Annotated in this window: 20 protein-coding genes, 3 tRNA genes and 1 pseudogene; 13 read left to right on the forward strand and 11 right to left on the reverse strand. The window is 72.8% G+C overall.

Features of this window, described 5'->3' with window-relative positions; translation table 11 throughout:
- Window positions 1-18: 18 nt before the first annotated feature.
- Window positions 19-92 (reverse strand) — tRNA-Lys (locus AB0B40_RS25770).
- A gap of 185 nt (window positions 93-277) precedes the next feature.
- Here AB0B40_RS25770 and AB0B40_RS25775 point away from each other — a divergent pair.
- The 6 genes and pseudogenes from AB0B40_RS25775 to AB0B40_RS25800 all read left to right on the forward strand — a co-directional run bounded on the left by AB0B40_RS25775 (window position 278) and on the right by AB0B40_RS25800 (window position 6,278).
- Window positions 278-1,540 (forward strand): peptidoglycan-binding protein, encoded by a 1,263-nt coding sequence (locus tag AB0B40_RS25775; protein WP_362265790.1) that lies wholly within the window; start codon window positions 278-280, stop codon window positions 1,538-1,540.
- Window positions 1,541-1,636: 96 nt separating this feature from the next.
- Window positions 1,637-2,773, forward strand: coding sequence for an SPFH domain-containing protein (locus tag AB0B40_RS25780; protein WP_362265792.1), 1,137 nt, complete (start codon window positions 1,637-1,639; stop codon window positions 2,771-2,773).
- Between the two features lie 111 nt (window positions 2,774-2,884).
- Window positions 2,885-3,490 (forward strand): lytic polysaccharide monooxygenase, encoded by a 606-nt coding sequence (locus tag AB0B40_RS25785; RefSeq protein ID WP_345047493.1) that lies wholly within the window; start codon window positions 2,885-2,887, stop codon window positions 3,488-3,490.
- 95 nt (window positions 3,491-3,585) lie between these two features.
- Window positions 3,586-4,017: a DUF3592 domain-containing protein gene (locus AB0B40_RS25790; protein ID WP_345047495.1), complete on the forward strand. Its 432-nt coding sequence runs from the start codon at window positions 3,586-3,588 to the stop codon at window positions 4,015-4,017.
- 98 nt (window positions 4,018-4,115) lie between these two features.
- Window positions 4,116-4,580 (forward strand): DUF3592 domain-containing protein, encoded by a 465-nt coding sequence (locus tag AB0B40_RS25795; RefSeq protein ID WP_362265821.1) that lies wholly within the window; start codon window positions 4,116-4,118, stop codon window positions 4,578-4,580.
- Between the two features lie 40 nt (window positions 4,581-4,620).
- Window positions 4,621-6,278, forward strand: a pseudogene (locus AB0B40_RS25800) (AMP-binding protein).
- On the opposite strand, the gene AB0B40_RS25805 reads toward AB0B40_RS25800, so the two are convergent.
- The 6 genes from AB0B40_RS25805 to ehuB all read right to left on the reverse strand — a co-directional run bounded on the left by AB0B40_RS25805 (window position 6,244) and on the right by ehuB (window position 10,356).
- A tRNA-Lys gene (locus AB0B40_RS25805) sits at window positions 6,244-6,317 on the reverse strand. The pseudogene AB0B40_RS25800 and the gene AB0B40_RS25805 overlap by 35 nt on opposite strands.
- A 97-nt stretch (window positions 6,318-6,414) precedes the next feature.
- Complete coding sequence (locus AB0B40_RS25810) at window positions 6,415-7,167, reverse strand: IclR family transcriptional regulator C-terminal domain-containing protein (RefSeq protein WP_345047497.1); 753 nt, start codon at window positions 7,165-7,167, stop codon at window positions 6,415-6,417.
- A gap of 205 nt (window positions 7,168-7,372) precedes the next feature.
- Window positions 7,373-8,158: an ectoine/hydroxyectoine ABC transporter ATP-binding protein EhuA gene (gene ehuA, locus AB0B40_RS25815; RefSeq protein ID WP_362265795.1), complete on the reverse strand. Its 786-nt coding sequence runs from the start codon at window positions 8,156-8,158 to the stop codon at window positions 7,373-7,375.
- On the reverse strand, window positions 8,148-8,798 hold the full coding sequence (ehuD, locus tag AB0B40_RS25820; RefSeq protein ID WP_345047500.1) for an ectoine/hydroxyectoine ABC transporter permease subunit EhuD: 651 nt from the start codon (window positions 8,796-8,798) through the stop codon (window positions 8,148-8,150). Before ehuD ends, ehuA begins: the two co-directional genes overlap by 11 nt.
- Complete coding sequence (gene ehuC, locus AB0B40_RS25825) at window positions 8,795-9,442, reverse strand: ectoine/hydroxyectoine ABC transporter permease subunit EhuC (protein WP_345047501.1); 648 nt, start codon at window positions 9,440-9,442, stop codon at window positions 8,795-8,797. Before ehuC ends, ehuD begins: the two co-directional genes overlap by 4 nt.
- Window positions 9,439-10,356 carry an ectoine/hydroxyectoine ABC transporter substrate-binding protein EhuB gene (gene ehuB / locus AB0B40_RS25830; RefSeq protein ID WP_362265797.1) on the reverse strand — a complete coding sequence of 306 codons (918 nt, stop codon included), beginning with the start codon at window positions 10,354-10,356 and terminating at the stop codon, window positions 9,439-9,441. The genes ehuC and ehuB overlap by 4 nt, the downstream gene beginning before the upstream one ends.
- Before the next feature lie 47 nt (window positions 10,357-10,403).
- On the opposite strand from ehuB, the gene AB0B40_RS25835 reads away from it, so the two are divergent.
- A complete protein-coding gene (locus tag AB0B40_RS25835; RefSeq protein WP_345047504.1) occupies window positions 10,404-10,898 on the forward strand; it encodes a DUF3830 family protein in 495 nt (164 codons plus the stop codon).
- Here the strand turns inward: AB0B40_RS25835 and AB0B40_RS25840 are convergent.
- Entirely contained in the window at window positions 10,879-12,285 is a 1,407-nt protein-coding gene (locus AB0B40_RS25840) for an amidase (RefSeq protein WP_345047505.1), read from the reverse strand. The genes AB0B40_RS25835 and AB0B40_RS25840 overlap by 20 nt on opposite strands.
- A gap of 15 nt (window positions 12,286-12,300) precedes the next feature.
- Entirely contained in the window at window positions 12,301-13,254 is a 954-nt protein-coding gene (locus AB0B40_RS25845; protein WP_345047507.1) for a D-2-hydroxyacid dehydrogenase, read from the reverse strand.
- Window positions 13,255-13,381: 127 nt separating this feature from the next.
- Between AB0B40_RS25845 and AB0B40_RS25850 the strand changes: the two genes are divergently transcribed.
- From AB0B40_RS25850 to AB0B40_RS25870, 5 genes are all read left to right on the forward strand, one after another.
- Window positions 13,382-14,167: a decarboxylase gene (locus AB0B40_RS25850; RefSeq protein ID WP_345047714.1), complete on the forward strand. Its 786-nt coding sequence runs from the start codon at window positions 13,382-13,384 to the stop codon at window positions 14,165-14,167.
- Window positions 14,164-14,895 carry a decarboxylase gene (locus AB0B40_RS25855; RefSeq protein WP_362265800.1) on the forward strand — a complete coding sequence of 244 codons (732 nt, stop codon included), beginning with the start codon at window positions 14,164-14,166 and terminating at the stop codon, window positions 14,893-14,895. Before AB0B40_RS25850 ends, AB0B40_RS25855 begins: the two co-directional genes overlap by 4 nt.
- Window positions 14,896-14,997: 102 nt before the next feature.
- Window positions 14,998-15,366: a hypothetical protein gene (locus AB0B40_RS25860; protein WP_345047510.1), complete on the forward strand. Its 369-nt coding sequence runs from the start codon at window positions 14,998-15,000 to the stop codon at window positions 15,364-15,366.
- A gap of 68 nt (window positions 15,367-15,434) precedes the next feature.
- Window positions 15,435-16,058, forward strand: coding sequence for a bifunctional DNA primase/polymerase (locus tag AB0B40_RS25865; protein WP_345047511.1), 624 nt, complete (start codon window positions 15,435-15,437; stop codon window positions 16,056-16,058).
- Window positions 16,049-16,122 (forward strand) — tRNA-Lys (locus AB0B40_RS25870). Before AB0B40_RS25865 ends, AB0B40_RS25870 begins: the two co-directional genes overlap by 10 nt.
- Before the next feature lie 92 nt (window positions 16,123-16,214).
- Here AB0B40_RS25870 and AB0B40_RS25875 read toward each other — a convergent pair.
- Window positions 16,215-17,474 (reverse strand): M6 family metalloprotease domain-containing protein, encoded by a 1,260-nt coding sequence (locus AB0B40_RS25875; protein ID WP_362265801.1) that lies wholly within the window; start codon window positions 17,472-17,474, stop codon window positions 16,215-16,217.
- A gap of 321 nt (window positions 17,475-17,795) precedes the next feature.
- Between AB0B40_RS25875 and AB0B40_RS25880 the strand changes: the two genes are divergently transcribed.
- Window positions 17,796-19,604 (forward strand): bifunctional diguanylate cyclase/phosphodiesterase, encoded by a 1,809-nt coding sequence (locus AB0B40_RS25880; protein ID WP_345047514.1) that lies wholly within the window; start codon window positions 17,796-17,798, stop codon window positions 19,602-19,604.
- Here AB0B40_RS25880 and AB0B40_RS25885 read toward each other — a convergent pair.
- The gene (locus AB0B40_RS25885) at window positions 19,583-20,680 is read right to left on the reverse strand and encodes an LLM class flavin-dependent oxidoreductase (protein WP_362265803.1); all 1,098 of its coding nucleotides are present in this window, start codon (window positions 20,678-20,680) and stop codon (window positions 19,583-19,585) included. The genes AB0B40_RS25880 and AB0B40_RS25885 overlap by 22 nt on opposite strands.
- Between the last annotated feature and the right edge of the window lie 208 nt (window positions 20,681-20,888).

Raw genomic sequence — 20,888 nt, forward strand, 5'->3', positions numbered from 1 at the left:
GAGGGGCTTTCCGGTCGGTGCGCCGCCAGGGACTCGAACCCCGGACCCGCTGATTAAGAGTCAGCTGCTCTAACCAACTGAGCTAGCGGCGCCTGCTGACGGAGAAAACTCTACCCGACCTCCGCGGGTGCTCCTGACCACCGTCAGGTGTCCTGTCCGTCGCCCGGGGGCCGCGTACATCGTTCGGACCGTCAAAATGCGCGTTCCCAACGCGGTTGGGAAACTGATCAACGTGCACACACGCGGACGAATCACCCCTGAATGTGAGGCAGATCGCATGGTCGTTCCGGTGTTCGAGGAAGTCGATCCCGCGAACGACTGCGGCTGTCCCGGTTGTGTCCACGGCCGGCGGCCGGCCCCTCGCCCGCTCTCCGGCCGCCGAGGTGCGGCCCGCGGAGTGGTGATCGTGGCCGCCGCCGCCTCCGCCGTCCTCGGCGCGGTCGCCCCGGCCGCCGCCGTCACCCCCGGCCGCCTTCCGCACCGCCAGGCCGTGCCCGGCGACGGCGAGCCCGAGACGCCGCAGGGCAAGAAGGCCCCGCTGCACGGCCCCGTCGGAGGGCCGGTGGGGGCCCCGGCCGTGCCGATCCCCGCCACCAACCGGACCGACATCATCAAGCGGGCCAAGGTCTGGGTGGCCGCCAAGGTGCCGTACAGCATGACCTCGTTCTGGTCCGACGGCTACCGCCAGGACTGCTCGGGCTATGTCTCGATGGCCTGGGGCCTGCCGAACAACGAATGGACGGGCAGCCTCGACCAGTTCGGGACGAAGATCACCAAGGAGGAGCTGCAGCCCGGCGACATCCTGCTGTACCACAACCCCGACAACCCCGAGAAGGGTTCCCACGTCGTGATCTTCGGCGGCTGGACGGACCACACGCACACCTACTACACGGTCTACGAGCAGACACCCCCGCACGCCCGCAGCCAGAGCACCCCCTATCCCTACTGGAGCAACACCAGCAAGTACGTCCCCTACCGCTACAAGGGCCTGCCCCAGGGCGCGGCGGGCGCGAAGGCGGCGGAGCCCTACCCGGGCGCGGCCTACTTCGGGCCCGGTGCCGACAACGCGTACGTGACCCGGCTCGGCGAGCTGCTGACCGCCCGGGGCGCGGGCGCGTACTACACCGACGGCCCCGGGCCGGTCTGGGGCGAGGCGGACCGGCGCGCCACCCAGGCGTTCCAGCGGGCGCAGGGCTGGACGGGCGCCGACGCCGACGGGCTGCCGGGGCGGCGCACCTGGGAACTGCTGGTCACGGGCCAGGGCAGGAGCATCGGCCCGGCCCGTCCCGCCTCGCACGGGGTGCCCGGCTACCCCGGCCGGCAGTACTTCCGGCCGGGCGCCACCAACGACTACGTCACCCGGCTCGGCACCCAGCTGGTGAAGAAGGGGTTCGGCCGGTTCTACCCGGGCGGCCCGGGGCCGGTCTGGGGCGACGCCGACCGGCGGGCCGTCGAGGCGTTCCAGCGCACCCAGGGCTGGCGGGGCGGCGCGGCGGACGGCTACCCCGGCCCGGAGACCTGGCGCCGCCTGTTCGCCTGAACCCCGTCCGGGGCCGGACCCCCGGGTCCGTCCCCCCCCGTCCCCGTACATCCCACCCCTGTTCATGACGCGTCTGGCGCGGAGGCTGGAGCACGCATGAGTACGACGACATCCCACACACCGCCCGAATCCGAGGGGCAGTCGGACGGTGCCGGCACGGGTCCCGGTACCCGGCCGATCCGTCTGATCCAGAACGAGGCGACCACCGAGATCCCCGTCCACCTGCTGTTCCGGGACGATCCCGACCCGGTCGGGGTGCCGCTCAGGCCGGCCGTGGTGGCCCGCCGGCAGGGCACCGGCGAGCAGCCCCGGCAGCGCCGCCCGGCGCCGGTGCGCAGAAGGCCGCTGCCGGAGGTCGACCCGGAGCTGGCGGAACGGCCGGCGCGGGTGCTGCCCGGGGCGGCCGGACTGCTCGCCGGTGCCTGCGGGCTCACCGGCTGCCTGGCCACCACCTGGTGGGCGGGGCTGCTCCCGCCGTTCGCCGCCCGGGCGCTGGGTCTGCCGGCGTCCGCGGGCGACGGCCTCGGTCCCGCGCAGTGGGCCGCGTACGCCGGGGCCGGGCTGCTCGGCGTGTTCGGCTTCGGCGGGCTGGCCCGGGGGCGGGCCGGACGGGCCTGGGTGCTGGGCCTGTTCGGGCGCTACCGCGGGACGGTCCGGCGCACCGGGCTGCTGTGGGTGAATCCGCTGGTGCTGCGCCGCCGGGCGGACGTGCGGCTGCGGCACTGGCGCAGCGAGGCGATGCCGGCGGCGGATCCCGACGGGATGGCGCTGCGGGTGGTGGTGCTGGTGGTGTGGCGGGTGCGGGACACCGCGCGGGCCCTGCTCGGCGTCGAGGACCACGAGACGTATCTGCGCGAGTGCGTGGAGGCGGCGCTGGCCCGGGTGCCGGTGGAGCCGGCGGGCGGGACGCGGGGCGGGGCGACGGCGGCCGGGGACGCGCTGACCCGGCTGGTGGCGACGGAGACCGCGCCGGTCGGGCTGCAGGTGTTCTCGGTGCAGCCGGTCCGGGTGGAGTACGCCCCCGAGGTGGCCGGGGCGATGCACCGGCGCCGGATCGCCGCGCTGGACGCCCGGCAGCGGGCCACCATGCTCAGCTCGGTGGTGGACTCGGTGGAGGACACGGTCACCCGGCTGACCGTGCGCGGTCTGGTCGAACTGGACGACTACGAGCGCAAGGTGCTGGTCCGGGACCTGACGGTGGCGTTCTGCTCGGGACGCGGGGAACCGGTCTAGTCCGCTCCGGGATTGGTATGGACATGTTCAACAAGCGGCAATAATCTGAGACTTGGTCTAGACCTACCTGCACGGCTCACCGAACTCCCCACGTTCTCCAGGAGCGGCAGCATGCGCACCAAGACCAAAGTGTCCGCGGTCGTACTCGGCGCGGTGACCGCCGGAGCGTTCGCGCTGTCCACCGGCGGCGCCAGCGGCCACGGCTACACCGACCTCCCCATCAGCAGGCAGAAGCTCTGCCAGAACGGCACCGTGACGAACTGCGGCCAGATCCAGTGGGAGCCGCAGAGCGTCGAGGGCCCCAAGGGCTTCCCGGCCGCCGGACCCGCCGACGGCCAGCTCTGCAACGGCGGCCTGAGCCAGTTCGCCCAGCTCAGCGCGCCGACGACGCCGTCCGGCGCGGCCTGGCCCACCACGAAGGTGACAGGTGGCCAGTCCTACACGTTCCGATGGCAGTTCACCGCCATGCACGCCACGACGGACTTCAAGTACTACGTCACCAAGCCGGGCTGGAACCAGAACCACAACCTCTCCCGCTCGGACCTCAACCTCACCCCGTTCCTGACGGTGCCGTACAACGGCCAGCGCCCGCCGGCCACGCTCAGCCACAGCGGCACGCTGCCGTCCGGCCTGAGCGGGCACCACGTCATCCTCGCGGTGTGGACGATCGCCGACACCGGCAACGCGTTCTACGCCTGCTCGGACGTCACCTTCTGACCCCTGTCGGGTAGGGTCCCGCGTGCGCCGGTGCCGGTCTTCCGGTGGCCGGCGCACGTGCGGGTCCCGCAACCGACGTACGGGGGTACAGCGCTGTGGACGCCTTGTTCCACATATCCATGCTGGGCATGCTCGCCGGCTTGCTCTGGGCGGCCGTCGCCATCGTCCGCCGGACGCGGCAGCGGCGTTCGGCATGGGAGAGCGGGGTGACCGCGCAGGCCCGCGTGGTGCGGGCCTGGGCCACCACCCAGGTGGTCAACAACGCGGCCCGGCGCGTGCAGTGGCACGAGTACGACTTCACCACCCCGGACGGCGGCGCCGTCCGCTTCAAGGAGGCCGGCGGCCCGCGCGAGCGCGCCGTGGGCGACGCGGTCCGCGTCCACTACGCCCCGCACGAGCCGGACCGGGCCACCGCCGCCGAACCGCGGCCCGGCAAGGACATGGCGGCGGCCGTCGTCTGGCTGGCCGTGATCGCCGGCTGCGCGATCTTCCTCGTGCACGAGTGGGTCGAACTGTCCCGGTACTGATACTGAGCTTCTCTTGAGGCCGGTCACCCCGCAGGCCGGGTACGTTCCTCGCACGCCGGCCGAGCGGGGCGGGCGTGCGGACCTCGGGGGACCTCATGTTGGAGCTGCTCTTCTACGCCGTGCCCGGGCTCATGCTCGCGGGCCTCGCCTACGCCGCGTACCGGCTGATCCGCCGTGCCCGCCGGATCGGCAGGACCTGGTCGCACGGCCTGACCGCCGAGGCACGCTGCCTGCGGATGTACACGACGACCAGCGGGGGCGGCGGGGACACGTCCGTGCACACGACCCTGCACCACGTCTACGAGTTCCGCGCCCACGACGGCCGCACCGTCCGCTTCGAGGAGGCGAACGGCCCGGCGACCGTGCTGGAGGGCGACTTCACGACCGTGCGCTACCTCCCGGACAACCCCCAGGGGGCCACCGCCCGGCCGCCGGCGCCCGGCAGGCTCGTCGGCGAGGCCGGCTGCGGGCTGGTCTTCCTCGGCGTGGCCGGTGCCATCTGCGCCGGCATCATCGTCCTCGCCCACGAAGCCTTCACGGTGTCGGACGGCCTGATGCCGTGACCCTCCCTGTCTGACGCTCCGTCAGTTATCCTGCTCGGCCATGGAGTCCATGCCGCGCACGGTCGCCGCGCTGGTCGCGGCGCGCTGGGACGACCACCGGCCCGGGCTGTGGTGCGAGGACCGGACGCTGACACACCACGAGGTGGCCGCGGGCGCCGCCGCCCGGGCCGCGCTGCTGGCCGACCTGCTCCCGCCCGGTGCCGTCCCGCACGTCGGGGTGCTGCTCGACAACACCGAGGAGTTCCCGCTCTGGCTCGGCGCCGCGGCCCTCGCCGGGGCCGCCGTCGCCGGGATCAACCCCACCCGCCGGGGCGCCGAGCTGGCCCGGGACATCCGGCACACCGAGTGCCCGGTCCTGGTCACCGAGCGGGCCCGCCTGCCGCTGCTGGCCGGGCTCGGCCTGACCGGTCCGCGGCTGCTCGTCACGGACACCGACGAGTACGCCGCCCTCCTCGCGCCCTACTCCGGTGCCGTGCCCGACCCGTCCCGGGCGAGCCCGGCCGACCGGCTGCTGCTGTACTTCACCTCCGGCTCCACCGGTGCCCCGAAGGCCGCGCTCTGCTCCCAGGGGCGGCTGGCGGCGGCCGGCCAGGCGCTGGTCCGGCAGTTCGGGGTGGGCGCGGACGACGTGCACTACGTCTGCATGCCGATGTTCCACGGCAACGCGGTGATCGCGGACTGGGCGCCCGCGCTGGCCGCCGGCGCCGGGGTGGCACTGCGCCGGCGCTTCTCGGCCTCCGGCTTCCTGCCCGACGTACGCCGCTACCGCGCGACCTACTTCACCTACGTCGGCCGGGCCGTCCAGTACCTCCTGGCCACCGAACCGAAGCCGGACGACCGGGACCACCCGCTGCGGCTCGGCTTCGGGACGGAGGCCGGCGCGGTGGACGCGGCGGCCTTCGAACGGCGGTTCGGGGTGCGGCTGGTGGAGGGGTACGGCTCCTCCGAGGGCGGGGCGGCGATCCAGTGGGCGCCCGGGACACCGCCGGGCGCGGTGGGTCCGGCCGGCCCCGGCCTGGTGGTGCTGGATCCGGCCACCGGACGGGAGTGCCCGCGGGCCCTCTTCGACGGCGCCGGGCGGCTGCTGAACGGGGAGCGGGCGATCGGCGAGCTGGTCAACCGCGCCCCGAACCCCTTCGAGGGCTACTGGCGCAACCCGGCCGCCGAGGCGGAGCGGCGCCGGGAGGGGGCGTACTGGACCGGCGACCTCTTCTACCGGGACACCGGCGGCTACCTCTACTTCGCGGGCCGTGGCGACGACCGGATCCGCGTCGACGGGGAGAACCTGGCCGCCGCGATGATCGAGAACATCGTCGCCCGGTATCCGGGCGCGGACGCCGTCGCCGTCTACGGCGTGCCGGACCCGGTCACCGGGGACCAGGTGATGGCCGCCGTCGCCGGGACCTTCGACCCGGCGGAGTTCGCGGCGTTCCTGCGGGCCCAGCCGGATCTCGGGACGAAGATGGCGCCCCGGTTCGTGCGGGTGGTGGAGCGGATGCCGGTGACGGCGACGAACAAGATCGAGCGCGCGCGGCTGCGGCGGGAAGGGTACGCGTGCGCGGACCCGGTGTGGTGGCGGCCGCCGGGGGAGGGGGCGTACCGGAGGCTGACCCGCGAGGACGCCGAAGGGCCCCTCACTTCCGCGAGGGGCCCTTCGATCACGTGCGCCGCCAGGGACTCGAACCCCGGACCCGCTGATTAAGAGTCAGCTGCTCTAACCAACTGAGCTAGCGGCGCATGACTCTCGCCGACCGCGGTTTTTCCCTCCCGCGGCTGGCGACGAAGAAAATACTACCTGGTCCCCGGGGGTGCTCGTGACCACCGTCCAAAGGCCCTAGAGCGCCAGCGACAGCAGGACCGGCGCCGCGCTGCGGTTCAGCCTGTCCGCGGCCTGCTTCAGCCGGTGCGCGTCCCGCACCGGAAGGGACAGGGCCAGGCAGCCGACCGACGAGCCCGCGGTGATCGGTACGGCCGCGCAGACCGTGCCCACCGCGTACTCCTGGAGGTCGAGCACCGGCACCGTCGGCGGCTGGGACTCCAGGCGGGACAGCAGCAGCCTGTCGCTGGTGATGGTGCGCGAGGTGAGACGGGCCATCTTGTGCCGGGAGAGGTGGTCGCGGCGGGCGTTGTGGTCCAGCTGGGTCAGCAGGCTCTTGCCGACGGCCGTGGCGTGGGCGCAGTACCGGAAGTCCACCCACTCGTTGACCGCCGGGGTGGCCGGACCGGCGGCGTACTGGGTCACCCGGACCTCGCCGTCGACGTAGCGGCTCAGGTAGACGGCCGCGCCGACCGAGTCGCGCAGCCGGTCCAGGGCGTGCTGGAGCTTGTCGCGCAGGGCACGCTCCCGGTCGTGCGCCGAGGTGAGCCGGCGCAGGGTGTCCCCGGTGACGTACGCCCCGTCGGTGATCTCCTCGACGTAGCCCTCACGGCGCAGCATCCGCAGCAGGGCGGTCAGGCGCTCGGGGCCGAGGCCGGTGCGGCGGGCCAGCTCGGTGTCCGTGACGCCGGCGGAGTGCCGGGCCACGGTCTCCAGCACGCGCAGCGCGTCCTGGGCGGAGTGGTACGGGGCGGTCGGCTCGATCCTCATACAGGTCCCCCTCGGCCGCGATCCGGGTAGGCGGATCGTCTCCACGATAGCCGCCGGAGGGCGGCCGAAGAGAGGGAGTCGGCAGGATTATGCACCGCGCACTCGCCTTCCGCTCGCCTCCCAACTGCGGCGGAGATCCGCTGGCATATGCCATAGACATGAACCGGCGACCGGACCTCGGCACTTCCCCCGGCACCCCGGGTGGTCACAGCACCGCGCTGATGAACTCCCGGGTCCGCTCCTGCTCCGGGTCGCCGAAGATCTTCTCCGGCGAACCCGTCTCGATGACCCGGCCCGCGTCGAACATCAGTACCTGGTCGGAGATGTCCCGGGCGAAACCCATCTCGTGGGTCACGCAGAGCATGGTGATGTCGGTGCTGCGCGCGATGTCCCGGAGCAGGTCGAGCACGCCCGCGACCAGCTCCGGGTCGAGCGCGGAGGTCACCTCGTCCAGCAGCAGCACCTGCGGGCGCATCGCCAGCGCCCGGGCGATCGCCACCCGCTGCTGCTGCCCGCCGGACAGCCGGGTCGGCCGTACGTCGCACTTGTCGGACAGGCCCACCAAATCCAGCAGCTCCCGGGCCCGCTCCTCGGCCTCGTCCTTCGACAGGCCCAGCACGCGCACCGGGGCCTCGGTGAGGTTCCGCAGCACCGACATGTTCGGGAACAGGTTGAACTGCTGGAACACCATCCCGATCTTCTTGCGGACCTCCCTGACCTCCTTCTCCGACGCCGGGAACAGCCGCTGCCCGTCCACGGTGATCGTGCCCGCGTCCGGCTTGGCGAGGGTCATCAGCAGCCGCAGGATCGTGGTCTTGCCGGAGCCGGAGGGGCCGATCAGGGTGACGTGCCGCCCGGCGTCCACGGACAGGTCGAGGCCGTCGAGGACGGTGTTGTCCCCGAACCGCTTGGTCACTCCCTCGATGCGGATCAGCTCGGCCGGCGGGGTGGTGCCGGCCGCGGCCGGCTGCTTGCTGGTCTCAACGGACAAGACGTCGCTCCAGGGTGCGCAGAAGAAGGGAGGCCAGGTACGAGACGACGACGAAGGCGACCCCGATCACCGTCAGGGGCTCGGTGAACTGGAAGTGCTGCTGGGAGACGAGCCGCGCCCGGCCCAGCATCTCCAGCACGCCGATCGTCATCAGCATCGGCGTGTCCTTCAGCATCGAGATGACGTAGTTGCCGAGCGGCGGGACCACCCGGCGCAGCGCCTGCGGCAGGATCACCGCCGTCCAGGTGCGCCGCACCGGAAGGCTCAGCGCCGTCGCGGCCTCCCACTGACCCGCCGGCACCGCCTCGATACCGGCCCGGTAGACCTGCATCGTGTACGTCGAGTAGTGCAGCCCGAGCCCGAGGACACCGGTGGCCAGCGGGGACAGGGTCACACCCGCCTCGGGCAGCACGTAGAACAGGAAGAACAGCTGCACCAGCAGCGGGGTGTCCCGCACGAACTCCGTGCAGACCCCCACCGGCCAGCGCACCCACCGGGTCGGCGTGCGCATCAGCAGGGTCCACACCAGCCCCAGCGCGAACGCGATCAGCGACCCCAGGGCCAGCGCCTCCAGGGTGACGACCAGGCCCTTCCAGAAGTAGGGCATGAAGTCGGCGACCGCTCCCCAGTTCCAGGTCATCGGGCCACCTCCGCCTTCAGCCGGCGCTCCAGGCCCCGCATCCCGCGGGTCAGGGCGAACGCGATCACGAAATAGATCAGCAGCAGGTACGAGTAGATCTCACCGCTCTTCTGGAGGGCGAGGCGCACCAGGTTGCCGCTGAACGCCAGGTCGCCCATGCCCGTGATGGACACCAGCGCGGTGCCCTTGAGCAGCTCCACCAGCAGGTTGGAGAAGGACGGGATCATCTCCGGCACCGCCTGCGGCAGCAGGATCAGCCGCAGGCGCTGGAAGGGGGAGAAGCCGAGCGCGATGCCGCCCTCCCGCTGCGCGGGGTCCACCGCCTTCAGGGCGCCGCGCACGATCTCCGAGCCGTAGGCGCCGTAGGTGAGGCCCAGCGCCAGCGTGCCGGCCCACATCGGCACCAGCTGCCAGCCGAAGGCGACCGGCAGCACGAAGAACACCCAGAAGATCATCACCAGCGCCGAGACGCCGCGGAACACCTCGGTGTAGAAGGCCGCGACGAAGCGGACCAGCCGTGAGCGGTGGGTGCGCGCGGCACCGACGACGAAGGAGACCGCGACGGCGAGCAGCGCGCCGTACACCAGCAACTGGAGGGTGGTGCCTATGCCCTGGAGGACATGTGCCCAAAGGCCCCGGGTCATGAGCCGCACAACTCCTTCGCGGTCAGGGTCGTCATCTCGGCCCTGGTGAAGCCGAAGGGCCGCATGACGCGGTACAGCTCCCCGCTCCGGCGCAGCTTGTGCAGTTCGGCGTTGAAGGCGTCCCTGAGCCGGGTCTCCGTCGGCCGGAACGCGAACGCGCCGCCGTCCGCCTTCGGTCTGCCGTCGACGAGCGCCACGAAGGGCTCGGTCGACTCGGCCTTGGCCGAACCCCGCGCGACGAGCCGGGCGGTGACGGCCGTGGCCGCGAACAGGTCGACCCGCCCCGACTCCACCGCGTTCAGCCCGGCGACCTGGTCGGGGACGATGACGAGGTCGCTCTCCTTGAAGCCTGCCTCCACGGCGTGCTGGATCTGCGCGTACCCGGTGCCGGTGGCCGCCTTGGCGTGCCGGCGCAGCGCGTCCGCGTAGGTGCGCAGCCCCAGCGGGTTGCCCTTGCGGACGATGAAGGCGTCGGGCATCCGGTAGTCGGGATCCGCGAAGATCACCTGCGCGCAGCGGTCCGGAGTGACGTACATCCCCGCGGCCACCACGTCGAACTGCTGGGCGTTCAGGCCCGGGATCAGCGAGCCGAACTCGGCCGGCACCGGCTGCACCCGGTCCACCCCGAGCCGCTTGAAGATCACCTTCGCCAGCTCGGGCGCCTCCCCGGTCAGATTCCCGTCCCTGTCGATGTACCCGAAGGGAATCTCACCGGCGATCCCCAGCCGTACGACACCCTGCGCGCGCAGCCGCTCCAGCAGGTCGCCGCCGTTCCTGCCGGACGCCGACGCCACCCGCGTACAGCCCGCCGCGCCCAGCGCCCCGAACGCCGCGAGACCCGCGAGCACCGAGCGCCGGGTGTGTCTGTGTTCCGTCCGGAGTGTGTGTAGGTCGTTCCCAAGTGGTGGAGCCATGGCGGCGCGGCTACCCAAGCGCATCCGGGCTATGCACCCTGGTTCCCATGGCCGATCGCTTCGTCACCGTCTCGCTCGAACTGCGGGACGTGCACTGCACGGTACGACTGCTGGACGACCGCGCGCCCCTGACCTGCGCGGCAGTGTGGGAGGCACTGCCGCTGTCGGGTGACGTCTACCACGCCAAGTACGCGCGCAACGAGATCTACGCCCTCTTCCCGCCGTTCGCCTCCACGGAACCCCCACTGGAGAACCCGACGGTCACTCCGATTCCCGGCGACCTCTGTTACTTCTCCTTCACCGGCACCGAACTGGGCACCCGGGCCTACGGCTACGACCGCGAGGTCCGCCCCGATGCCACGGTGGTCGACCTGGCCCTGTTCTACGAGCGCAACAACCTGCTCCTCAACGGCGACGTCGGCTGGGTGCCCGGCATCGTCTGGGGCCAGGTCGTCGACGGCCTCGACCGGATGGCCGGGGCGTGCAACGACCTGTGGCGGACGGGGGCGGCGGGGGAGCGGCTCAGCTTCCGGCGGGCCTGACCGTCCCGGACAGGGCCAGGCCGGCCTCGTACAGAGCGTGCGCCGCCCGCAGCACCAGGTCGTCCCGGTGCCGGGCGGCGACGATCTGCATGCCCACCGGCAGTCCCTCCGCGTCCGCCCCCACGGGGACGGTCGCCGCCGGCTGCTGGGTCAGGTTGAAGGGGTACGTGAACGGCGTCCACCCCGTCCAGCGCCGGTGAGCGGAACCCGCCGGCACTTCCCGGCCCGCCTCGAACGCCGTCACCGGCAGCGTCGGCGTCACCAGCAGGTCGTACCGCTCGTGGAAGCGTCCCATCCGCCGCCCGAGGTGCATCCGGACGTCCACCGCGGCCAGATACTCCAGCGCGCTCACCCGGGCGCCCCGCGCGCAGATCTCCCGCAGCCCGGGATCCAGCAGCGCCCGGCGGTGCGGTGAGAAGCTCTGCGTCAGCCGGGCCGCGCCGCTGAACCACAGGGTGTGGAACGCGTCCACCGGATCGCTGAAGTCGGGATCGGTCTCCTCGACGTACGCCCCGAGGTCCGCGAGCAGGGCCACCGCACGCCGTACCGCCGCGGCGATCGCCGGCCGCACCGCGACCTGGCCGCCCAGCGACGGCGAGTACGCCACCCGCAGCCCCCGCACACCCTCCCGCAGCGCCTGGGTGAAGGAACCCGGCGCGGCCGGCAGTGCCGACCAGTCGCGCGGGTCGGGCGTGCCGATCACGTCGAGCAGCAGCGCCGCGTCGGCCGCGTCCCGGGTCATCGGTCCCGTGTGCGACAGCGTGCCGAACGCGCTCGCCGGATACAGCGGCACCCTGCCGTACGTCGGCTTCAGCCCGAAGATCCCGCAGAACGCGGCCGGGATGCGGACGCTGCCGCCGCCGTCCGTGCCCAGCGACAGCGGGCCCGCGCCGAGGGCGACGGCCGCCGCGCTGCCGCCGCTGGAACCGCCCGCGGTGCGGGTGAGGTCGTACGGGTTGCGGGTGATCCCGGTCAGCGGGGAGTCGGTGACGCCCTTCCAGCCGTACTCGGGCGTGGTCGTCTTGCCGAGGAACACCGCCCCGTGCTCGCGCAGCCGGGCCACCGGGGGCGCGTCCTCTTCCCAACGGCCCTGCTCGGAGACGGTCCGGGAGCCGCGCAGGGTGGGATGGCCGCGCAGCAGCAGGACGTCCTTGACCGTCACCGGCACCCCGTCGACCAGCCCGGCCGGCTCACCGCGCCGCCAGCGCGCCTCCGACTCCCGGGCCCGGGCGAGCGCGTCCTCCTCGGTGAGACGCACGAACGCGTTCACCTCCGGCCGGGACGCCCGTGCCCGCTCCAGCGCCTGTACGGTCGCCTCCACCGGGCTGAACTCGCCCTTGCGGTAACCGTCGAGGAGCCGGCCTGCGGTCAGGTCGGTGAGCTGCATGCACCCTCCAGGGGCTCAGTGACCGGGCACGTAACCACGCGTCTTGTCGACCACGTTCGGCAGAGGTCTGCCCACCGCCCACCGCTCGTACAACTCCACGAACTGCTCGCCCAGTTCGTCCCGCCAGCCGACCGTGTCCCCGCTCATGTGCGGGGACACGACCAGCCCGGGCAGCTCCCACAACGGGCTGTCCGCCGGCAGGGGTTCGGCGGCGAACACGTCCAGGGCGGCGCCCGCGATCCAGCGCCGGGTCAGCGCCCGCGCGAGGGCCTCCTCGTCGACCAGCCCGCCCCGGCCGACGTTCACGAAGAACGCCGAGGGCTGCATCACGCCGAACCGGTGGTCGTCGAACATGCGGTACGTCTGCTCGGTCAGCGGTGCCGCCGCGATCACCCAGTCCGCGCGGCAGACCAGCCGGTCCAGGTCGGCCGGGCCGTACACGCCGGTCCGCGGCACCCGCCCGACCAGCGCCGTCGTCACGCCCAGGGCCTTCAGCACCCGGACGATCGCCCGGCCGATCGGGCCCGAACCCACCACGCACGCGCGCGTGCCCGCCACCCGCCGGGTCTCCCGGTGCCGCCAGGTCCGCTCCCGCTGGTACTCCAGGGTGCGCGGCAGGTCCTTGGCGACCGCCAGCACGAGGGCCGCGACGTACTCGGCGATCGGCTGCTCGAAGATCCCGCGCGCGTTGGTGACCACCGTGTCCGAGGCGGCGAGTTCGGGGCACATCAGATGGTCCACGCCCGCGCTCGCCGTGTGCACCCAGCGCGGCCGGGGTCCGTCGCCGGGCCACGCCCGGCGCACCGCGTGCGAGGTGAAGTCCCACACCAGCAGCACGTCGGCGCCGGGCAGCCGCTCGGCCAGGTGTGCCTCGTCCGTGCGTACGATCCGGGCACGGCCGGTGAGTCGGCCGAGCCGGGGCGGCGGTTCGGCGTCGAGGACCAGAAGGGTGGGGGGTGTCGGCGTCATGCGGGGCGGCTCCCGGCGTCTGACATGCGCGGATTGACCACGCTCGCACCCGAACCTACCTTCGTCAACACGGGCGTACCCACGATCCGTTGCCCACTCGTCTCCCAGCGTGAGGCCGGTGCCAGCCATGGACGTCTCCTTCCTCGGCGGCCCCCGCCCCCAGCGCGGTGTCGGCGTGGTGGCCCCCTTCGACTTCGCCCTGGACCGCGAGCTGTGGCGGTGGGTGCCCGACGAGGTCTCGCTGCATCTGACCCGCACCCCGTTCGTGCCCGTCGAGGTGAGCCTGGACCTGGCCCGGCTGGTCAGCGAGCACGAGACCCTCGGCGAGGCGGTCCGGGCACTGACCGCCGTCTCCCCCGAGGTCGTCGCCTACGCCTGCACCTCCGGCAGCTTCGTCGACGGTGTCGCCGGCGAGCGCGCGATGTGCGCCGCGCTGGCCAGGGCAGGTGACCTGCCCGCGCTGACCACCTCGGGGGCGCTGCTGGAGGCACTGGCCGAGCTGGGCGCCCGGCGGGTCGCGCTGGTCACGCCGTACACCGCGTCGCTCACCCGGGCCCTGGAGGAGTACGTGGCCGAGGCCGGCGTCCGGGTCACCGGCTGCGCCTGCATGGGGCTGACCCGGCACATCTGGCGGGTGCCGTACCGGGACGTCGTCGCCATGGCGCGCGGGGCGGCCCGCCCGGGCACGGCCGACGCCCTCTTCCTGTCCTGCACCAACCTCCCCACCTACGACGTCATCCCGCAGCTGGAGGCCGAGCTGCGGATGCCGGTGATCTCGGCCAACCAGGTCACGATGTGGGCGGCGCTGCGCCGGCTGGGTACCCGAGCCGTGGGCCCCTATCAGGCGCTGCTGGACGATGCCGCGCGGGTGTGGCCCGTACTGCCCGAAGAACAGCAGGAAGGCTGGACATGACCGCACTCGGATTCCTCTACCCGGGCCACTCCGCCGAGGACGACTATCCACGCATCGAGCAGCTCCTGGGCAGTGACATCCGACTGGACCTGATCCACACCGACATCGGCGAGGACGCGCACCGGGTGGACGCGCTGCGTGAGATGGGTTCCGCCGAGCGGCTCGCCGCGGGTGTGGAGGGGCTGCGGCTGGCCGGGGCGGAGACGGTGGTGTGGGCGTGCACCAGCGGCGGCTTCGTGCACGGCTGGGAGGGCGCCCAGGAGCAGGTGCGGACCCTGGCCCGGCTGGCCGGGATGCCGGCCTCCTCGACGTCCTTCGCCTTCGTGCACGCGGCCCGGGAGCTGGGCGTACGGCGGGTCGCCGTCGGCGCCACCTACCCGCAGGACGTCGCCGGGCTGTTCGCGGACTTCCTGCGGGCCGGCGGCCTGGAGGTCACCGGCACCCGGTCCTCGGGGATCGCCACGGCGGCGGAGGTCGGCACCTGGGAGCAGCAGGACGTGCTGGCGCTGGCACGGGCCGCGGACGCCTCCGACGCCGAGGCCGTGCTGCTGCCGGACACGGCGCTGCACACGGCCGCGCACCTCGGGCTGCTGGAGAAGGCGCTGGCCAAGCCGGTGCTCACCGCCAACCAGGTCACGGTGTGGGAGGGGCTGAGGCTCGCCGACCGGCGGGTGAACGCGCCCGTCCTGGGGGCGCTGTTCACCCGGGAGCCGCTGGTGCAGGCATAGGTCCGCTCCCTCGGCCGTACGTCCCCTTGCGCGGGCGCGGGACAATGGGGGGTGGCCCACCCGAAGGCGGTGCCGGTGAACCGTACGAGGAGGAGTGAAGACATGGCGGAGCCCACGCCGCGTCATGACGAACCGCGGCTACGCCCCGCGCCCCTGCTCTTCGAGCCCGCGGAGGCGGCTTCCGATCCCGAGCACTTCTTCGACCTGGAGTCGCTCGAGGACCCGCGGGAGCTGCTGGCCCGGGCCACGGAGCTGACCCAGGCGTTCCGCGCGGCGGCCGACCGCGCCGTGGAGTACCAGGCCATGGCGGCGGCCCAGCTCGCCGACCCGCGCCGGTTCGACCGGCTGACTCCGGCGGACATCGCCGAGCGGGCGGAGTGGACCGAGGACTACGCGAAGAAGATGGTCGAGTTCGGCCGGGATCTGATGCGCGGGGAGGGGGACGGGCGGACGCCCGCCGATCCGCTGTAGCAGGCCGTGCGCAGCCCGGGGGCATATGCCAGGCGGGCAAGATACTCCTCTCCGGCCGCCTCTGTCCCGTGTTTCCGCAACTCAGGAGAACGGCCCGCTCACCCGCTGTACATGTAGACGTCATGAGCAGCGTCCCGAACGTCACCTGTGTCAGTTCCGACGGCGTCGCCTGGCTCGCGTCGGCGGGCACGTACCCCCGGAGCACCCTCGCCCTGTGGCGGGAGCACCCGGCCGCCCCGGTCGTCCTGCCCTGCGGCACCGTCTTCGACGTGGTGAGCGCCCCGGCGGTCTTCGGGCGCCGGATGCTGGACCGGCTGTGGGAAGAAGGAGCGGGTTCGGGGCCGGTCGCGGTGTTCCGGGGCCGGATGCTGCTCTTCGCCGCCCCGGGCACGGCCCAGCGGCTGCCCTCGCTGCTGGACTGGGAGGAGTGGGGGACCCAGCGGGCTCAGGAGGTGCCGCCGCTGCTGTGCCACGGCACGGGTGACGCGGTGACCGTCCCGCCCCTGACCGGCGGCGATGCCGCCGCCGGCGCCCGCTGGCTGGTCGCGCCCGACACCCGCCGCCCCTGGCTGCCCGGCCCCGAGGTCATGCTCTGGGCGGCCGTGCGGGCCGCCCGGGCCGCCGTACGGATTTCGATTTTTCCTCCCGCCGACCAGGGTGCTAAGGTCTACGACGTCAGCAGGCGCCGCTAGCTCAGTTGGTTAGAGCAGCTGACTCTTAATCAGCGGGTCCGGGGTTCGAGTCCCTGGCGGCGCACGTTGGCGATGGCGAGTCGTGTCCACGGAAAAAGCGTGGATCGGCTCGCCATCGTTGTTTTCCCTCGGGTTCGCCGGCACCCCCCGTTCAGATCAGTCGTCGGTGCCCGGCGTGATCTTCACGTTCCACGCCCCTGACGCCGTGCGCCCCTCCGCCTCCACCTGCACGCCCTCCCCGGGCACGGTGAAGCTCTCCCCGAGGGAGACCGGCGCGTCGGCGAGGGGCGGGTAGACCGAGTTCTCCCAGCACGCCTCGGTGCGCGGGTGGGCGTCCACGACCTGGACCGGGCCGTCACCGGACGCCGAGCCCCCGCGCACCCGGTAGACCAGGATCCCCTGCCGGCAGGCCGAGTGGTCGTTGCCGGCCGCGCCCCGCGCCTCGAAGGCGAGGGCGCTGTCCGGGCCCGTGCGCACGACGGCCAGCTTGGCGCCGTGGCCGAGACCGAAGGCGGGGGCGCCGCCCGTGCCCTGCACCGGGACGCCCGGCCCGGCCGCGAGGGGCTCCAGGGTGAGGCGGGTCGGCGTGGTCCCCCGGACGCACACCACCTGGCGCGGATCCAGCCAGCCGAGCTTCCACTTGTGCCAGCCGAACAGGTCCGGGGACAGACCGAACTGGCTGCCCATCAGGTCCCAGTCGCCGACGTAGGTGTCCCAGTCGCCCTTGCCGTCGACCGGGCGGTGGTAGAGGTCGGGCAGGTCGAAGACGTGGCCGGTCTCGTGGGCGAGGACGAGCCGGTCCGGCGGATGGTGCTCGAACACCGTGACGACCCGGCGGACCTCGGTGCCGTCCACCCGCAGGGGCGAGTCGAGATTCACGACCTTGGTGGCGTCCGAGTCGACACCCGGCGCGTCCGGGTCGGCGACGAGATACACGACCTGGTAGCGCGAGAAGTCGACCTCCTTGTCCGCCACGGCGAACGCGTCACGCAGATAGGCGGCCCGGTCCTCGGCGCTCCAGTCCCGCCTCATGGCGTACGACGACGACGGGCGCGGCATGCGCAGCCAGTGCTTCAGCGGGTGCGGGCGCAGGGTGAACCTGCCGTAGGACGACTGTGCGTAGAAGGTACTGGTGGCCGGGAAGTGGTCGGCCGTCAGCTCGGCCGGGGTGGTGCGCGGGACGGCGTCCGGGAAGGAGAGGAAGACCAGCACGGCGTCGAGCGCGCCGGTCGGACGGGTGTACGAGGGGTTCCAGGCGTCCACGCCCTCCGAGTGGTGGGCCTCGGTGCGGTGCAGGGCGCACGGGGCCGTCGAGAAGGGCTCGGCGGCCGACGGGCCGGTGAGGATCGAGGTCGCGGCGAGCGCCGACATCGTGGTGAACACGGCGGCGGTGCTGCGCAGCTTGGGCACGGACATGACCTCCGGTTGCGGTTCGCAGGATCCGCAACCAGATTGCTGGTATTCATTGCCTTATGCCCTGTTTGCCTGCACCGGAAGGGTGAGCGCGCCCCCTTCGGACGCCGGCGCGCTCCGGCGCCCGACACCCCGAAGCGCTCACGGAACGTCACAACTGGTCGGTGGCGCGAAGAACCCGTCCAGGTGCGGGCAGAAACGATCTGTCAGAACCTGTGCTCGGTCGTGGACACTGGACAGTGGCTGGAAGGGCCCGGGGCCAGCCTCTATGATCGGCACACTTTCCGGCACGGACAGAGATCGAGTGCACTGCGGGAGCGAGCGGTGAGCGGAACGTCCGAAGGGCCGACGCCCGCGGCAGACCTCGACCGGTCAGCCGTCACAGACAGTCACTACACCACCTACCACCGTGTCTTCGCGGCCGCCCCGCTCGCCATGGCGGTCGTCTCACCCGAGGGCTTCGTCGTCACGGCCAACACCGCCCTCGGTGAACTGCTCGGCACCGATGCGGCCACGCTCCCCGGGCGGGTCGCCGCCGACCTGGTGGACCTGGCCTCGGACGCCCGCGGCTGGCACGCCTACCGTGAGGTGCTGAGAGGCCGGCAGGCCCGCCTGCGCTGCACCCGCCGGCTGAAACACCCCGAGGGGCACGCCATCTGGGTGCAGGTCACCATCGCCCCGCTGGCCGGCGCCGAGCCCGGCGTCCTGCTGTCGGTCGCCGACATCAGCGCCCGCCGCGAACTCCAGGCACAGCTGCGGCACTTGCAGATGCACGATCCGGTGACCCGGCTGCCCAACCGCACACTGTTCTTCGAGCGGCTCACGGCCGCGCTGGAGGCGGAGTCGTACGAGCAGAGCGGCACCGGCCGGATCGGCCTGTGCTACCTGGACGTCGACGGCTTCAAGGCCGTCAACGACACCCTGGGCCACCGCTTCGGCGACCGCCTCCTCGCGGCCGTGGCCGAACGCCTGACCCGGGTCGCCGACCAGAGCGGGTACGCCCGCGCCGCCACGCCCCTGGTGGCCCGGCTCGGCGGGGACGAGTTCGCCCTGCTGGTGGAGGACTCCACCGGCACCGAACAGCTCGCCGACCTTGCCGAGTCCGCGCTGAAGGCGCTGGAGGAACCCTTCGACCTGGCCGGGCAGCGGCTGTCGCTGACCGCGTCCATCGGCGTCGTCGAGCGGCACGCGGCCGGTACGACGGCCACGGGCCTGATGCAGGCGGCCGATACGACCCTGTACTGGGCCAAGGCCGACGGCAAGGGCCGCTGGACCCTGTTCGATCCCGAGCGCAACGCGCACCGCATGACCCGTCAGGCCCTGTCCTCCATGCTCCGGCCCGCCATCGAACGCGGGGAGTTCGCCCTGGAGTACCAGCCGCTGGTGGCCATGGAGGACGGCCGGCTCAACGGCGTGGAGGCCCTGATCCGCTGGCACCACCCGCAGTTCGGCACACTGACGCCGAATCGGTTCATCGGACTGGCCGAGGAGGACGGCTCGATCGTGCAGCTCGGCCGCTGGGCGCTCGCCACCGCCTGCCGCCAGGCCCGCCGCTGGCAGCTGGACCGTCCCGGCGAGCCGCCCATCTTCGTCAGCGTGAACGTGGCCGTACGGCAGGTGTGGGACTCGGACCTGGTGGCCGACGTCGCGGAGATCCTCGCCGAGACCGGGCTCGCCCCGCACCTGCTCCAGCTGGAGCTGACCGAGTCGGCGGTGATGGGCTCCGCGGGCCGCCCGATCCAGGCCCTGCAGGCCCTCAGCGACATGGGTGTGCGCATCGCCATCGACGACTTCGGCACCGGCTACTCCAACCTCGCCTATCTCAGCCGCCTGCCGGTCTCCACGCTGAAGCTGGACGGCTCCTTCGTCCGGGGCTTCCAGTACGAGGAGGCCGCCAAGGGGGGCATGGCCAATCCCGCCGACGAGGTCATCGTGGAGGCGATGATCCAGCTCGCCCACCGGCTCGGCCTGACGGTCACCGCGGAGTGCGTGGAGACCTCGGCGCAGGCCACCCGGCTGCGCCGGATCGGCTGCGACACCGGGCAGGGCTGGCTGTACTCCCGTCCGGTGCCGCCGGATCGTATCTCCGAGCTGCTGCTCGGGACGCAGACCTACGCGGTCGGCAACCCGTAGGCGTCCGCGATCAACTCGTAGGAACGCAGCCGCAGCCCGCCGCGGTGCGCGTGCGAGGTGAGCATCAGCTCGTCGGCGCCCGTGCGCTTGCGCAGGTCGTCCAGGCCGGAGCGGACCTCGTCGGCCGTGCCGTGCACGATGTTGCCCGTCCAGGAGGCGGCGAACTCCTCCTCCATCGGGCTGAACTCGTGCCGCTCGGCCTCCTCCGGGTCGGGGAACAGGCCCGGACGGCCGGTCCGCAGCCGGATCATGTTCAGCGCCATCGCCCGGGTCTGCCGACGGGCCTCCCGCTCGTCGTCCGTGGCCAGCGCGGAGACGCCGATGAGGGCGTACGGCTCGTCGAGGACCGCGGAGGGACGGAAGGTCTGCCGGTACAGGTCCAGGGCCGGGATGGTGTTCTGCGCGGAGAAGTGGTGCGCGAAGGCGAACGGCAGGCCGAGCAGGCCGGCCAGCCGGGCGCTGAATCCGGAGGAGCCGAGCAGCCAGACCGGCGGGCGGTGCGGGGACTGCACACCGCCCGGGCTGCTGCCCTGCACCGGCCCCGGGATCGCGTGGATCCGCCCGTAGGGATGCCCGTCCGGGAAGTCGTCGTCCAGGAACCGGGTCAGCTCGGCGAGCTGCTGCGGGAAGTCGTCGGCACCCTCGTTCAGGGTCTCGCTGCGGCGCAGCGCCGCGGCCGTGGCCCCGTCCGTGCCCGGCGCCCGCCCGAGGCCGAGGTCGATCCGCCCCGGGGCCAGCGCCTCCAGCGTGCCGAACTGTTCGGCGATCACCAGCGGGGCGTGGTTGGGCAGCATCACACCGCCCGAGCCGAGCCGGATGCGGCCGGTGTGGGCGGCCAGGTGGGCGAGGATCACGGCGGGGGACGAGGAGGCCACGCCGGGCATGGAGTGGTGCTCGGCGACCCAGTACCGGTGGAAGCCGCGGGACTCCGCCAGCCGGGCGAGCGCGACGCTGGTGCGCAGGGCGTCGGTGGCGGTACTGCCCGCGCCGACGGTCACCAGATCCAGTACGGAGAGCGGAACGGGGGCGCTCCCGCGCACACTGCCCCGGATCTCGTCTGCCTCGTCTGCCGCCACGGTATGGCCTCCTGTTCCGAGCACGCTGGGTCCTCGGAGCACTAACAGGAGGGAGTCCCCGTTTATTCCGTGACATGTTCGCCGCCACCACGGGACCCGGTGCTCGCCCAGATGCGCCAGGGGAGGTCAGGCCCGCCAGGCCACCCGGTGTTCGTCCAGGGGGACCGAGTGGTGCCGGCCGGGCCGGACCCAGGGACGGGGGACGGAC

Origin of the sequence: Streptomyces sp. NPDC042638 (genome assembly GCF_040647235.1) — a bacterium.
Taxonomy (GTDB): Bacteria; Actinomycetota; Actinomycetes; order Streptomycetales; family Streptomycetaceae; genus Streptomyces; species Streptomyces rameus.